Source organism: Rhizobium sp. K33 (genome assembly GCF_056501445.1).
In genome coordinates this window covers 3,040,309-3,053,678 of sequence record NZ_CP096478.1, presented here as the reverse complement: position 1 = coordinate 3,053,678, position 13,370 = coordinate 3,040,309, and the positions used below count along the sequence as shown (strand labels likewise).

Below are 13,370 nucleotides of genomic sequence, written 5' to 3'. Positions count from 1 at the left end.
TCTTCACCCGATCTCACACGTTGTCGTAGACGACTTCCAGCGATGGCCGTTTCAGCGCGCCCGAGGCGCACATGTCTTCCGGCAAGGCTGGCTGGAGTTTGTAATCGGCGCCTGTTTCGCTCGCGTCGAAGAGGCCAAGCAGGCCATCCTGGTCGAGCGGTCGGGGGAGGACCGGGGAAGCTTCGGCAAGATTGATCGAGAGGGCTTCGAAAAGCGGACCCCACTGGCTGTCAGGGGTGCCGATAATCTGGTAATTCGCACTCTTGCGGCGGATGTCTTCGTGCTGCGGGATCGAGGCCAGAACCGGGATGCCGACGGCCTCTGCGAAGGCCTGGGCCTCGCCCGTACCGTCGTCCTTGTTGATGACGAGGCCGGCCACGCCGACATTGCCGCCCAGATTGCGGAAGTATTTCACCGCCGAGCAGACGTTGTTGGCGACATAAAGCGACTGCAGGTCGTTGGAGCCGACGACGACCACCTTCTGGCACATGTCGCGGGCGATCGGCAGGCCGAAGCCACCGCAGACCACGTCGCCGAGGAAGTCGAGGAGGACATAGTCGAAATCCCAGTCGTGGAAGCCGAGCTTCTCCAGGGTTTCAAAGCCGTGGATGATGCCGCGCCCGCCGCAACCGCGGCCGACTTCCGGTCCGCCGAGTTCCATGGCGAAGACGCCGTCACGCTTGAAGCAGACGTCCGAAATCGACACTTCCTGGCCCGCTTCCTTGCGGCGCGAGGCCGTCTGGATGATGGTCGGGCAGGCGCGGCCGCCGAAGAGCAACGAGGTCGTATCGCTCTTCGGATCGCAGCCGATCAGAAGCACTTTCTTGCCGAGCTGGGCCAGCATGTAGGAGAGGTTGGCGAGCGTGAAGCTCTTGCCGATGCCGCCCTTGCCGTAGATCGCGATGATCTGCGTTTCCTTGGTGACCTTGCCGGTCGCCGGGGCATCGGGTTCGATGGCGGCTTCATCGCGGAGGTTTTCCTGCAGGCGCTCCAGTCCGTCCTGTGCGAGGTCGAGGCTCATGCGGCATTCCTCCAGTCGATGATCATTTTCAGGCAGTCTGGGTCGTTGAAGGCCGCCCGGTAGGCAGATGCTGCGTCGGCCGGGGCGGCAAAGTGCGTAATCAGACCGTGGAGCGAGAGGCGGCCCTGATCGACGAGTTTTAGGACCGCCTGGACGTCGGCCGGCGTGAACTCCGCGGCAATCGCGATCGAGGCTTCCTTCATGAAGGCGGCCGGGAAGGCAAAATGGACGCGCTCGCCGTAGAAACCCGCAAGCACGAGTCCGCCGCCGCGATTGAGCCGTGCGATCGCCTGGTCGATGACCCCGGCGTCGCCGCTGGCATCGATGATCACGTCGTGGCGCAGGTCGCGATCAGCCTCTGGCGCGGTAACCGTGTAACCTTGTGCACCGCCGCGGCGGACGTTCCGGGTTTCCCAGACTGCAGGTGGCGGATTGCCGGTGGCGAGAATGATGCGGGCGATCAGACGGCCAAGGACGCCGTGGCCGATGACCAGCGATGCAGCCCGGGACGAGCGACAAACGGCGTGGTGCGCGGTTGCTGCCAGAGCGAGGAGAGCCGCCTCTTCCTCCCGTTCGAAATGGGTCTTGATCGTGCGGGCGCCGGGGACGACGAGCATGGAAGCGCTCGCACCGAAGAGGCCTGCGGCATCGGCATAACAATTGGCGCCGGGCACGAAGACCTGATCGCCAACCGAGCGGCCGGAGGTGGCACCGGCTTCGACGACGGTGCCCACAGTCTCGTAACCAGGTACGAGGGGATAACGCATGCCCGGGAAGGCGGGCATGGTGCCTTCATAGAGCATCTTCTCGGTTCCGCTGGAGACCCCGCTGAAATGCGAAGCGACAACCACGTCCGCGGTATCGGGCGCATTCAGCGCCAGACGCCTGACGGCGAGCGCTCCCGGTTTATCAAAGACGATGGCTGCACTGCGCATTGTCGTGCCCTCCCCGGACACGGGATGCCTGCTGCTCCCAAATGTCATCTTAAGATTACGTTACAAAGTGTCAATCTATATTTACACCGATGGCCGTCCAGATCACTGTTCATTCAGCGCGTCGCGACAATCATGCCGGCCAGTAGCGGGTTGGTCGTGGTGATTATCCGCGCTTGCAGGAAGCCGCTGCGGCTGAGCAGGCCTTCGATTTCGGAAGCTGTCCGGCAGCGTCCGGAGCCCATGGCGGCGAAATAGGTGTCGAAGTAGATCGCCGCGAGGTTCGCCCCCTCGCTGTCGCCCGCCATGGCCTCAGCAACGACAAGATCCGTTCCCGGTCGCAGATGGCGGTGGAGATTGGACAGGAGTTTCAGAACTCGATCGTCGTCGTGGTCGCAGAGGATGCGGATCAGGGTCACGCATTCGATGTCGGCCGGGATCGTGTCCGCGGTGAAGTCCCCGGACCATAGGGTAGAGCGCTCGGACAAGCCGCGGTCACGAAGGTGGCGCGCCGCGAGCTCGACCACCGCAGGCAGATCGAAGAGCGCGAGCCGCGGTGCTCGATAACGCTCCCCGAGCGCGCCGAGGAAAGCACCTTCTCCGCCGCCGATATCGAGAACTGAGCGGTACCGGCCGAAATCATGCGAGGCAAGGATGCAGTCCGCGAGCATTGCCTGGCTCTCACGCATCAAGGCGGAGTAGGGCGCAGCCTCCTCGTTTGCGATCTCGGTTGGATCGCCGCCCCGGACATAGGCCCAGTATCGGCGAAGTTCGGTCTCGCCCGTCTTGCCGCCGAAGAAGGCTTCGGCGTCGGCAAGGTCGCGATAGAGCATGTCGTGATGCCTGATCATCTCGCGCAGTCCTCGATCCACTGCAAGCACGGTTCCAGTGTCGGAGAGCATCCAAGTGTCCGGGCCGACGCGCACCAGAAGATCCAGTCGCAGCGCGAGAGAGAGCAGGCGCCGCATGGATTCCGCCGGCATTCCGCATCTTGCCGCAAGGTCGGCCGTGGAGAGGGCGCGACCCTCGAGAGCCTCGAAGAGCCCGGCGCGGACACAGGCCGAGAGGATCTGGGTGTGGACGAAGCCGGTCGTCAGACGAAAAAGCTCGTTGGCTTTGCCGTTTGCAACCCGGCGGAGCAGCGGCAGGCTTGCGACGAAGGCCCTGAAGCGGGGTGACGCGATCTGTCGGTTGCGCCAGAGCCGAAGTCTGATCGCTATGTTGCCGAAGAAACCAGGCGCCGGTTGCGGCGGCTCCGCGGCGGCGAGGAGGGGCAGTCTTGCGCCCAAGCCTCGGCCGCCGGCATCCATGGCCTCAGGCCGCGCTGGTTGCGAGCGTCTTCGGCATCAGCCGCGTCGCTTCGTTGCGGATCATGGCGCGAAAGCCTTCAGCGCCGGGGCAGTCGGGAACGCTGTCGACCGCCTCTGCCACGAGACGTTTCAGCCGGGCTAGGGCCGCCTCCAGACCAATGCTGGCAACGATGTTGGGTTTGCCATTGCGGCTGTCCTGCCCTGCGGGCTTGCCGGCGTCGGACTGTCCGACAGCGTCATAGAGGTCATCTGCCACCTGGTAGGCGGCGCCCAGGGCATCGGCCAGAACCAGCCATTCGTGCGGGTTGCCACCCGAGGCGATGGCGCCGGTCGAGACGGCGCCACTGAAGAGCGATGCTGTCTTTGCCCGGTGATAGGCGGCGATGTTGATTTCGGGCTCGCTCTCCCAGGCCTGTCCGGCAACGAGGCCGTAGGGGCTGCCGACCGCCTTGGCGATGGTCGTGATCATGGGGGCGGTCAGGAGCGGGGTCTGCTGCGTTTCCCGTGCAATCGTGTCGAAGGCTGCGATGATCAGGCCGTCTCCGACCAGGAGGGCGATTTCTTCGCCGAACTGGGCGTGCACGCTGGGTGCGCCGCGTCTCGTCATGGCATTGTCGAAGCAGGGCATGTCGTCATGCACGAGCGAGGCGCAATGCAGGAGTTCGATCGCGACCGCAGCGCTATCGGCTGCAAGAGGTTCGCGGTCACCGCAGGCTGCGGCGACCGCGAGACACAGGCGAGGCCTTATGCGCGCACCACCGGGAAACACCGCATGCCGCAGGGCTTTGGCCAGGATGGGCGGACATCCGTTGGCGGTCGCGTAACGCAGGGCACGCTGCATGCCGGCTTCTATGCGCTCGGGGAAATCCATAAGGCTCACCTCCAGAGAATGCGCAGTTGTAAATTCCAGACAACTGAATAATGTGTAAACCAAGATTGACACAAGTCGCGGTTAAGTCAACCGTCACAGGAGAGGAAGTTGGCCGTCACGAGCGATGATAGCGTTGCAGTGATCGGCGCCGGCATGGCAGGGCTTGCAGCCGCCGTGCGGCTTGCCGCTGCGGGTTATCGTGTGGTCGTTCTGGAGGCGCAGGCCGAGGCCGGCGGAAAGATGCGGCGTGTGGAGGTCGGCGGGCAAAGCTTCGATGCCGGTCCCACGGTTCTCACGATGAAATGGGTCTTCGACGCATTGTTTGCTGCTGGGGGCCGTTCGATCGATCAGGAACTCGCGCTCACACCATCATCCGTGATCGCCAGACACTATTGGCGAGGCGGTGCAGCGCTCGATCTTTATGCCGATCAGCAGGAAACGCTGCGCGCGATCACCGACTTTGCCGGTAAGCGAGAGGCTGAAGGTTACCGGCGGTTTGCAGCCGACAGTCGCCGAACCTACGAGGTCTTGAAGGACAGCTTCATCGATGCGTCCCGCCCCAATCCTGTCTCGCTCTCCCGCCGGATCGGACTTGCCCGTCCGGGCGCGCTTCTGGCGATCAAGCCATTTGCCACGCTCTGGTCAGCGCTTGGCAGTTACTTTGCCGATGTCCGGCTGCGGCAGCTCTTTGCGCGATACGCGACCTATTGCGGCTCGTCTCCCTACCTTTCGCCCGCGACGCTGATGCTTGTCGCCCACGTGGAGCAGGAGGGTGTCTGGACCATCGAGGGTGGCATACGAGCGCTGGCGCAGAGGCTCGAAGGTCTTGCGGTCGAGCTCGGCGTCGAATTTCGCTACGGCGATGCCGTCAGCGAGATAACCATGGATCCCTCCAGGTGGGGTGTTTGTGGGGTTGTGACGCGCAGCGGCCGCCGGCTCGATACGCGGCAGATCATCTACAATGGGGACGTTGCAGCGCTTCCGCGGCTGATCGGTGCTCCGCCGCCCGATCCGGCGCGTGCGCAGGCGCAGCGATCGCTGTCGGCTCTGGTCTCGTGCAGCCTGTCGGAACCTGCTGGCGTCCCTATCGCCCACCACACGGTCTTCTTTTCCGAGGACTACGAGCGCGAATTCGATGCGATCTTCAAGCGGCGCGAGCCACCCGCCGACCCGACCGTCTATCTCTGTGCGCAGGATCGCGATAGCGCCGGTCGATTGCCAGCAGGGCATACGGGGGCCGAGCGCATCTATGCCTTGATGAACCTGCCGGCAGACGGCGATCGCCGTCGTTTCCATGAAAGCGAGGTCAGCGCATGTCTGAAGAGCATGGAACACCGGTTGGAGCTGAACGGTCTCAAGCTCTCGCTGAACCCGGCTTCGGCGGACATCACGACGCCGGACCGGTTCGCGAGCCTTTATCCGGGGACGGGCGGCGCGCTTTACGGGATGGCGTCGCACGGGTGGATGGCGTCCTTCGCCCGGCCCGGATCGCAGGGGCCGGTGCCGGGGCTTTACCTCGCGGGGGGCAGCGTGCATCCGGGGCCGGGCCTGCCGATGGCAGCGCTCTCGGGCAAACTCGCAGCCGAACAGTTGATGGCGGAACGGCCTTTGACCAGACGGTCGCGGCCGGTGGCTATCACTGGTGGTACGTCGACGGCACGAGCGACTGCGGGCGCTTCGCTTTCACGGTAATCGCCTTCGTCGGCTCTGTCTTTTCTCCCTATTACCACTGGGCGGGCCGAACCAACCCCGAAAACCACGTGGCTTTCAATGTCGCGCTTTATGGGCCCGATGGACAATCCTGGGCCATTACGGAACGCTCGGCTCGCCATCTCCATCGAAGCCGTTCGCAGTTGCGGATCGGCGAGAGTTCCCTGCGCTATGACGATGCGGGATTGGTCCTCACCTTTAACGAAGTCTTCCTGCCATGGCCGGGGCAGCGATGGGTGCCGAAGCGCATGCGCGGCGAGATCCAGTTGATGCCCGACATCGTGGGCGAACAGGTTTTCGAACTCGACAAAGACGGGGCTCATCTCTGGCAGCCCGTCGCTCCCTCCGGTCGCGTGAAGCTGACGTGCGATTCACTGGCGGGAGGCGGATGGTCGGGTGAGGGCTATCACGACATGAACTGGGGTAGCCGGCCCCTGGAGGAGGACTTCAAGGGCTGGGATTGGGCGCGGGGCAAGACCGCGGACGGGCGGACCGTCGTGGTCTACGATTCCGTCCTCGCGAGCGGGGAGAACCCGCGCTTCGGTTTGCACTACGATCGCCAAGGCGCGGTTTCGCTCTTCGAGCCGCCCGTTCGGCGGGCACTGAAGCGCGGGTTCTGGGGGGTAGGCGGCGGTATTGCCTGCGACGAGACTGCGTCGCCCTATCTGCGCAATATCTATGAAGACACGCCGTTTTATCGCCGCTCGCTCGTCGAGACACGGATCTCCGGCGACCATGTTTCGATGATGCATGAGACGCTGGATTGTCGACGGCTCGCAATGCCGCTGGTCAGGCTGATGTTGCCGTTTCGCATGCCGCGTCGAGCCTAGCTTGCGTCCGAGTCGCGTTGCTGCGGCTGTTCGCCCTCTCGGGCGCGTGCTTCTGCCTTGAGCTTTTCCTTCTTCAGGTCGCGCATCTGCCAGACGTAGAAGGCAATCGCGAGGCTGAAGACGAAGATCGCTTCGATGATCCCGAAATAGTGCTCAAGCAAGGCTCGCCACCCTTTCCCGCGCCGCCCGGCGCCGCTCACGCGCCACGACCCGGGCGTCTTCATGGAGGCGGATGAGGATTTCGGTCACGCGCCCGATCCTGGCATTCTGCGCGGGTTCGGAAGCTATTGCCTGCATGGGTTCCGTCTCCTTGGCCTTGCCGCTCAAGCCTACCAGATCACGTGCGACCTGTTCCGTGGATGCATGAAGGTCCCGTGCCGATGTGGCCATCCACCTTACGTCATCGCCTCGCGCGCGGATCAGCAGGCCGATCTTTCTTGCCAAGCCCGTGCTCGCGCGCTTCGAGACGCTGTCATAGCCGTTGGCGGCGATTTCCTCGCCGATCGCCTCGTAAACCAGTGCTGCCGTGCGGATGGCGTGGCGGCATGATCTCGGCAGACACGGGATGCCGGCATGGCCGAGCCGGTAGTGGCGCGCGGCCTCCGCCAGCAGACGCTGCACAACTGCGCCCAGCGCATCCGAGTGGCGCGGATTTCGCAGGAAGGCGGCGGGATCGATCCCGTGTTCGACGAGCCATTCGAGCGGCAGGTAGAGCCTGCCGTTCCGCGCATCCTCGCCGACGTCACGGGCAATGTTGGTCAGCTGCATGGCAATGCCGAGATCGGCCGCCCGTGCGAGGGCCGCCCTGTCGCGAACGCCCATCACGCAGGCCATCATCAGCCCGACGCTCGAGGCCACGCAGGTCGCATAGGCCTTCACATCCTCGATTGTTTCATGGCGGCGGCCGTCGAGATCCATGGCGAAGCCGTCGAGCAGCGCGTCGACTACCGGCTTGGGGATCTGATGCTCTCGCACCACCCGCGCAAAGGCGCGATCGCAGGAATAGGGAGCCGGATCCCCGGCATAGATGAGGTCCAGCCGTTGCCGCAGTCGAAGCAAAGCTGGCATGCCACTTCTCGGGTCGTCGATCAGGTCGTCCGAATGGCGGCAGAAGGCATAAAGGGCACGGGCAGCCTGGCGCGTGGGCGACGGGAGAAGCAGCGACGCCAGATGAAAAGACCGTGAGCCGCGCCGGATGGCGTCCGAACAGGCCTTCTCATCCTCATGGGCACCGGAAAAGCCATAGTTCAGCGCAATGGGGCGTTCACTCAGCGGGCGCGCAAACATGGGGTACTGGGTCGTATCTGATGTCATTGAGGCCGCTCCCGCCATGCCTGTTCCTGCCATTGTCCCGACAGGATGGTTGCCGGATCCGGCACCAGATCGGCGACGATGCGTGCCGAGGAGACAACGCCCGGCAGGCCCGCCCCTGGATGGGTGCCTGCGCCGCAGAGATAAAGGTTCTCCAGCTCTTCGCTCTTGTTGTGCGGGCGGAACCAGGCGCTCTGGAAGAGTTTCGGCTCAAGAGCAAAGGCGGCCCCCTGCCAGGACAGCAGGCGGTCCCGGAAGTCGACCGGAGTTGCGATCCTCGACGTCACGATATGGCGCGAGAGGTCCGGCAGGACGGTTTCTTCAAGGCGCTTTTCGATCTTGCGGCGATAGCGTTCGGCCGCCGCTGACCAGTCTGTCCCGCTTTGCAGGTTGGGCACCGGGCTCAGCACGTAAAACGCATCGCAGCCGGGTGGCGCGAGCGACGGATCGCTTGCCGTCGGGCGATGCAGATAGAGGCTGAAATCTTCGGCGAGCCGCTGGCTGCGGAAGATGTCGTCGAGCAGTCCCTTGTAACGCGGTCCGAACAGCATGGTGTGGTGCAGGACATCGTCGTAGCGCCTGTCGGTGCCGAAGTACCAGACGAAGAGGCTCATGGAGTAGTCGCCGCGGGCAAGCTTGGCGTCCGTCCAGCGGCGGCGGGGATGGGCTTCCAGCAGGTGGCCATAGGTGGTGGCGGGATCGGCGTTCGAGACCACGATATCAGCCGCAATGCTCTCGCCGGAGGCCAGCCGGACGCCCGTCGCCCGTCGTCCCTCGGTCTCGATTTCGACGACCTGTTCGTTCAGCCTGATGCGGCCGCCGTTCCGGGTAACCAGCGAGGCAATCCCGCGCACGAGCGCATTGGTGCCGCCGATGGCATGGTGCACGCCGTATTTGCCCTCGAGATGCGCGATCAGGCAGTAAAAGGAGGTGGCGGAAAAAGGATTGCCGCCGATCAGCAGCGGGTGGAAGGAAAACAGGGTCCTGAGCTTGTCGTTCCTGAAATGCTTGGAGACAACGGAATAGACGGAGCGATAGCCGCCAAGCCGAACGAGGCGGGCAAGCGTCTTTGCCGTGAACAGGAGACTGTGAAAGGGCTTGTGGGCGAGTTGCTCGAAGGCGACCTCGTAGATGCGGCGGCTTTCATCGAGGAAGCTGCGGTAACCGGCGACATCACGCGGTTCGATCCGGGCGATCTGCTCTTCCATCGCGGCGCGGTCGCCGGAATAGTCGAAAACCGTGCCGTCATCATAGCGCACGCGGTAGAAGGGGGCATTGGGGCGGAGCTCCACATCATCGCTCATGCGGCCGCCGCAATCGCGCCAAAGATTCTCGAACAGCCACGGTGCCGTGATGATCGTCGGTCCGGCATCAAAGACGAAGCCGTCCTGCCGGTGGGCATAGGCGCGACCGCCGGGTTCATCGAGCGGATCAAGGACCGTGACGCGATAACCCTTGGCGCCGAGCAGGGCTCCCGTTGCAAGGCCACCGACGCCGGCACCGATGATGACCGCATGCGGCCTTGTGTCGGCGGGTTGGCGGTTTGGTCGGGAAAAGCGGCCCACGATGTTCATGCTGCGTCCGCCCCGTTCGAATTCTGATCTCCGAGAACCTCGCCAAGCCATTGGGCGATTTCGTCTGCCCGACACTCGTGCAGCAGATGACCACCCCGCTCGGTGAGGATCAGGCGGCTGCCTGGCGCCTGCTGTGCCGCATGGCGGGAGTTTTCAATCGGGACCATCGGGTCGTCGCGCGCGGCGATCACGGTCATCGGAAAGGGAAGGCGGCGCAGCATCTGGTCGAAACGGGTGAGGTCCCAGGCTGCCATCATGCCGAGCGCGCCCCGAACATGGGCGGGAGACGCAAGCAGCATGCGGTAGATGGCCTTGCCGTCTTCATCGATGGAAGAGCCGGTCGCTGTGAGCAGGTTGCCGCCCAGCGGTGTCGCGCGGGCCATCAGCGAAAACATGGAAGCCGAAAAGGGATTGGCAAACAGGGCCTTGGCAAGAGGCGAGAAGAGAGCGTTGCCCCTGATGGGCAGGAAGGCGCCGTTTATCCCGATGACATGGCGGGGGACGGAGGAGGCCTGATCCGCGGCCAGCGCGACAGCGATCGCTGCGCCAGCCGAATGTCCGACGATCACGGCGGGGCAACGGTCGAGCTTCGCCACAAGCTCACTCAATGCCCGCACCATGCCGGTGAGCGACAGATCGGCAGGACCGCGTGGGTGGGTGAAGCCGTGACAAGGCAGATCCGGCGCCACGATGCGAAACCGCCCCGAGAGACGGGGGAGGAGATGCCGCCAGGAATGGGAGGCGGCGCCCGTTCCGTGGAGCAGGAGAATAATGGGTGCGTTTTCCGGACCCGCGATCTGCACATGCCAGTTGAAAGACGAGGTCTGAAGGAAGTGGCTCGCCTCGCGATGGGGCCACTGACGCCCGTCTGTTTCCCAGTCCAGCCATTCGCGCCCCATGGTCATGCGCGCGCCTCCTGCATAGAACGGTCGACCAGTCGGGACACACGTGCGGCATCGGCCTGTTTCAGGACATGCAAATCGGCGCCCAGCATGCGGGCAAGGTTGGTTACGCTCTCCCGAGGACGGCGGGCGATGTCGATGCAGATGGTCCGCGTCTGACGCGCCTTGCAGGTCGCGGCCAATCGCGTGAGTTCTTCCGCCGCAAGCGTTCGGTCGGGAGAGCCGTCGAGAGCAATATTGCCGCTGCCATCTGTCAGAAGCACGAGAACCGGGCTGCTGCCACGGCGCTCGACGGACTGAGCCAGTTCCATCCCGGCTTTCAGACCGGATGCCAGCGGGGTCGGCCCGCCGCCGGGAAGGCCGGCAAGCTTGCGTTTGGCCGCAGTCAGGGATCGGGTGGGCGGCAGTAGCAGCTCGGCGCTTGTGCCTCGGAAGGCGATCAGGGCCACCTCGTCGCGACGGACATAGCAACGCGCCAGCAATTGTTCGATGGCTCCCTTGGTTTCGCCCAGACGCTCGAGCGCGGTGGAGCCGGAGGCATCGACGACGAAGATCGCGGTCGACGGTGCGGCGTGGCGGAGCCGCACGTAGCGAAAATCATCGCGGGTGACATAGGCCCGCGGTGTCATAGCCGACGCGCCGGGCGACTGTGGAGGTGTGGACAGAGCGAGGCGCTGTGCAGCCCGGATCTTCTGGAAAGGTGCTGCCGCGCGAAGTGTTGCGACAATGTCTGGGCGCGCCTCCGGATGCGGGGGGCTGAGGCCAATGCCGAAGGGGCGCCCGCGGCGCGCGTTCTTACGCAGGCCTCCGGATTTGCCGGCGAGCCCCGAGCTGCGTGCTGGGCGCAGACAAATGGAGAGCCAGGGATCCGCAGAGAGGGTGCCGGCCTCAACGGTGGCGAGCATTTCGGTCAGGCTGTCGAGTTGCGCAGGTGTGGTCCTGGCGGATTGAGGCTCATGCCCCGACGGCTCGTCCGCGGATGCGGGTTTGGATGATTGATCGGTGCCCTGTGCGGGTGGTGGCGCTTCGACTTCCGTTGGTTCCTGGGTGGGGACGAGGCGTATGCCGAGGCAGAGGCGGAGGGCGCCCAGCACGTCCTGTTCCGCGACGGCCTTACGACCTTCCCGGCAAGCAAGCAGCCGCGCGGTGCGGGCGAGATGGCCGAGAATTCGTGTCGAGTGATGGCCAGCGCTTGAGGAAAGCGCCGCCAGAGCCTTCAAGAGCCGGTCGTCGAGCGAGACGCCACGCCAATCTACCGGATTTGATGGAGCCGTCGTCTCTGCGGACGAGCGCTCAACATGGTGCCAGCCGATGCCATCGAGGTCGATCCGAAGGGCAAGACGGTCACCGATCAGCCCGGACAATGGCGCTTCGTCCTCCAGGGATTCATCGAGCGCGACGACGAGGATTCCGTCTTCGGTTGTCTCGTCCATAGTTCTGGCGACCAGCGCCGCGATTGCGGGGTCGAGCCGTTCGGCCATGGGGATCAGCAGCACGCCGCCTTCGGCTCTTGCCAGCAGCCCCCGTTGGCGCACAAGGAAGCCGCGCCTGGCGGTCGCTGCGAGATCAATGCCGCCTGTCAGGTTCGGCATGGATGATCCGGGCGGCAGGCGTTGCCATGATCTCCCGAGGCGCTCTCGCAGCCTTTCGAGAAACAGGTCGCGTACGCCGCCCGCGCGCGCCTTCAACCAGAGACCGCCGATCTCTGCGCGTCCCATGGATAAAAGCTCGATGGCCAGCAGCGCGTCGCTCCAGAGCTCGCTCGCCCGGGCCTCCAGCGCCTGTTCAAAGGCTTCGTGGCTTCCGAGTTCAGCCATGGGCGTGGTTGTCGCTGATTGTCGCCAGAGCGCGCTCCACCCTTGGTGTCGAGCCCGCATCGTCGAGCGGATCGCGTCTCAAGCGGTGGCAGAGCACCATCGGCGCGATGTCGGCAACGTCGTCCCAGGTGACGGATTTGCGGCCAGCGAGTGCTGCGGCTGCGCGGCTCGCACGCATCAGGGTCAGTTCGCCACGCATGCCGTCGATGCCGAGCCGGAGACAGAGCTGCGACATGCGCATGACCACATGATCCGGGATCTCCACCTGGCGCAGGATCTTGCGGGCGGAGATCACACGGCGACCGATTGCGGCATCGCGTTTGGCCCAGGCCTTGCCGAAAGCGATCGGGTCGGTCTCATAGGCATCCCGGCGGCGGATGACTTCGATGCGTTGCTCGAGATCGTCGATGGTGCGGACATCGACCGAGAGACCGAAGCGGTCGAGCAGTTGTGGGCGCAGATCGCCTTCTTCCGGATTGCCGCTGCCGACGAGAACGAAGCGGGAGGAGTGGCGTATGCTCAGGCCTTCCCGTTCAACGACATTGACGCCGGAGGCTGCCGCATCGAGCAGAAGGTCGACCAGATGGTCCTCGAGCAGGTTGATCTCGTCGATGTAAAGGAAGCCGCGGTTTGCCGCGGCGAGCAGTCCCGGCTCGAAGTGTTTCTCTCCGGCGACGAGCGCCTTTTCGATATCGAGCGAACCGCAGACACGGTCTTCGGTCGCGCCAAGCGGCAGATCGATCATCGGCGCCCGGTGCTTGACGATCGGCGGCCGCTTATTGCCGGTTGCCTGACTGCAGACAGGGCAGGCGGATTGCGGCTCGGCCGGCAGGCAGTTGTAGCGGCAGCCGACACGGGTCTCGATCGATGGAAGAAGTTCGGTCAGGGCGCGGACAGCGGTGGATTTTCCCGTGCCGCGGTCGCCGAAGATCAGGACGCCACCCAATAGAGGCTCGACGGCGGCCATCAGGAGGGCCTTCTTCATGTCCTCCTGCGCGACGATGGCGGCGAATGGGAATGGTTGGGCCATGGGTCCCGCCTCTGCTCTTGTGTCAAATTTAGTTTACACTTTTTGATGTCCCTTTGAAGAGG

General features: G+C 64.4%; 12 protein-coding genes. 2 read left to right on the top strand and 10 right to left on the bottom strand.

What is annotated here, in order from left to right:
- Positions 1-13: 13 nt before the first annotated feature.
- The 4 genes from M1E12_RS14915 to M1E12_RS14900 form a co-directional block, all read right to left on the bottom strand.
- Entirely contained in the window at positions 14-1,021 is a 1,008-nt protein-coding gene (locus tag M1E12_RS14915) for a chlorophyllide a reductase iron protein subunit X (protein WP_479562350.1), read from the bottom strand.
- On the bottom strand, positions 1,018-1,956 hold the full coding sequence (gene bchC, locus M1E12_RS14910) for a chlorophyll synthesis pathway protein BchC (protein WP_479562349.1): 939 nt from the start codon (positions 1,954-1,956) through the stop codon (positions 1,018-1,020). Before bchC ends, M1E12_RS14915 begins: the two co-directional genes overlap by 4 nt.
- A 113-nt stretch (positions 1,957-2,069) precedes the next feature.
- Complete coding sequence (locus tag M1E12_RS14905; protein WP_479562348.1) at positions 2,070-3,242, bottom strand: methyltransferase; 1,173 nt, start codon at positions 3,240-3,242, stop codon at positions 2,070-2,072.
- A gap of 25 nt (positions 3,243-3,267) precedes the next feature.
- Positions 3,268-4,134: a polyprenyl synthetase family protein gene (locus M1E12_RS14900; protein ID WP_479562347.1), complete on the bottom strand. Its 867-nt coding sequence runs from the start codon at positions 4,132-4,134 to the stop codon at positions 3,268-3,270.
- 108 nt (positions 4,135-4,242) lie between these two features.
- Here M1E12_RS14900 and crtD point away from each other — a divergent pair, with 108 nt between their 5' ends.
- The gene (gene crtD / locus M1E12_RS14895; RefSeq protein WP_479562346.1) at positions 4,243-5,826 is read left to right on the top strand and encodes a 1-hydroxycarotenoid 3,4-desaturase CrtD; all 1,584 of its coding nucleotides are present in this window, start codon (positions 4,243-4,245) and stop codon (positions 5,824-5,826) included.
- Positions 5,827-5,894: 68 nt separating this feature from the next.
- A complete protein-coding gene (locus tag M1E12_RS14890) occupies positions 5,895-6,674 on the top strand; it encodes a carotenoid 1,2-hydratase (RefSeq protein WP_479562345.1) in 780 nt (259 codons plus the stop codon).
- On the opposite strand, the gene M1E12_RS14885 is transcribed toward M1E12_RS14890, so the two are convergent.
- From M1E12_RS14885 to bchI, 6 genes are read right to left on the bottom strand one after another with little or no spacing between them, the layout of a single operon-like run.
- Positions 6,671-6,835 carry a hypothetical protein gene (locus tag M1E12_RS14885; protein WP_479562344.1) on the bottom strand — a complete coding sequence of 55 codons (165 nt, stop codon included), beginning with the start codon at positions 6,833-6,835 and terminating at the stop codon, positions 6,671-6,673. The genes M1E12_RS14890 and M1E12_RS14885 overlap by 4 nt on opposite strands.
- Positions 6,828-7,988 carry a phytoene/squalene synthase family protein gene (locus M1E12_RS14880; protein WP_479562343.1) on the bottom strand — a complete coding sequence of 387 codons (1,161 nt, stop codon included), beginning with the start codon at positions 7,986-7,988 and terminating at the stop codon, positions 6,828-6,830. Before M1E12_RS14880 ends, M1E12_RS14885 begins: the two co-directional genes overlap by 8 nt.
- Positions 7,985-9,559: a phytoene desaturase gene (locus M1E12_RS14875; RefSeq protein ID WP_479562342.1), complete on the bottom strand. Its 1,575-nt coding sequence runs from the start codon at positions 9,557-9,559 to the stop codon at positions 7,985-7,987. Before M1E12_RS14875 ends, M1E12_RS14880 begins: the two co-directional genes overlap by 4 nt.
- Positions 9,556-10,464, bottom strand: coding sequence for an alpha/beta fold hydrolase BchO (gene bchO, locus M1E12_RS14870; RefSeq protein WP_479562341.1), 909 nt, complete (start codon positions 10,462-10,464; stop codon positions 9,556-9,558). The genes M1E12_RS14875 and bchO overlap by 4 nt, the downstream gene beginning before the upstream one ends.
- A complete protein-coding gene (locus M1E12_RS14865) occupies positions 10,461-12,278 on the bottom strand; it encodes a VWA domain-containing protein (RefSeq protein WP_479562340.1) in 1,818 nt (605 codons plus the stop codon). Before M1E12_RS14865 ends, bchO begins: the two co-directional genes overlap by 4 nt.
- Positions 12,271-13,308 (bottom strand): magnesium chelatase ATPase subunit I, encoded by a 1,038-nt coding sequence (bchI, locus tag M1E12_RS14860; RefSeq protein ID WP_479562339.1) that lies wholly within the window; start codon positions 13,306-13,308, stop codon positions 12,271-12,273. Before bchI ends, M1E12_RS14865 begins: the two co-directional genes overlap by 8 nt.
- Positions 13,309-13,370: the final 62 nt, after the last annotated feature.

Bases quoted from the DNA above. Each gene is read 5' to 3' on its own strand.
- bchC (WP_479562349.1), bottom strand. From the start codon at position 1,956: ATGCGCAGTGCAGCCATCGTCTTTGATAAACCGGGAGCGCTCGCCGTC.
- M1E12_RS14865 (WP_479562340.1), bottom strand. From the start codon at position 12,278: ATGGCTGAACTCGGAAGCCACGAAGCCTTTGAACAGGCGCTGGAGGCC.
- bchI (WP_479562339.1), bottom strand. From the start codon at position 13,308: ATGGCCCAACCATTCCCATTCGCCGCCATCGTCGCGCAGGAGGACATG.
- M1E12_RS14875 (WP_479562342.1), bottom strand. From the start codon at position 9,559: ATGAACATCGTGGGCCGCTTTTCCCGACCAAACCGCCAACCCGCCGAC.
- M1E12_RS14915 (WP_479562350.1), bottom strand. From the start codon at position 1,021: ATGAGCCTCGACCTCGCACAGGACGGACTGGAGCGCCTGCAGGAAAAC.
- M1E12_RS14900 (WP_479562347.1), bottom strand. From the start codon at position 4,134: ATGGATTTCCCCGAGCGCATAGAAGCCGGCATGCAGCGTGCCCTGCGT.
- bchO (WP_479562341.1), bottom strand. From the start codon at position 10,464: ATGACCATGGGGCGCGAATGGCTGGACTGGGAAACAGACGGGCGTCAG.
- M1E12_RS14880 (WP_479562343.1), bottom strand. From the start codon at position 7,988: ATGACATCAGATACGACCCAGTACCCCATGTTTGCGCGCCCGCTGAGT.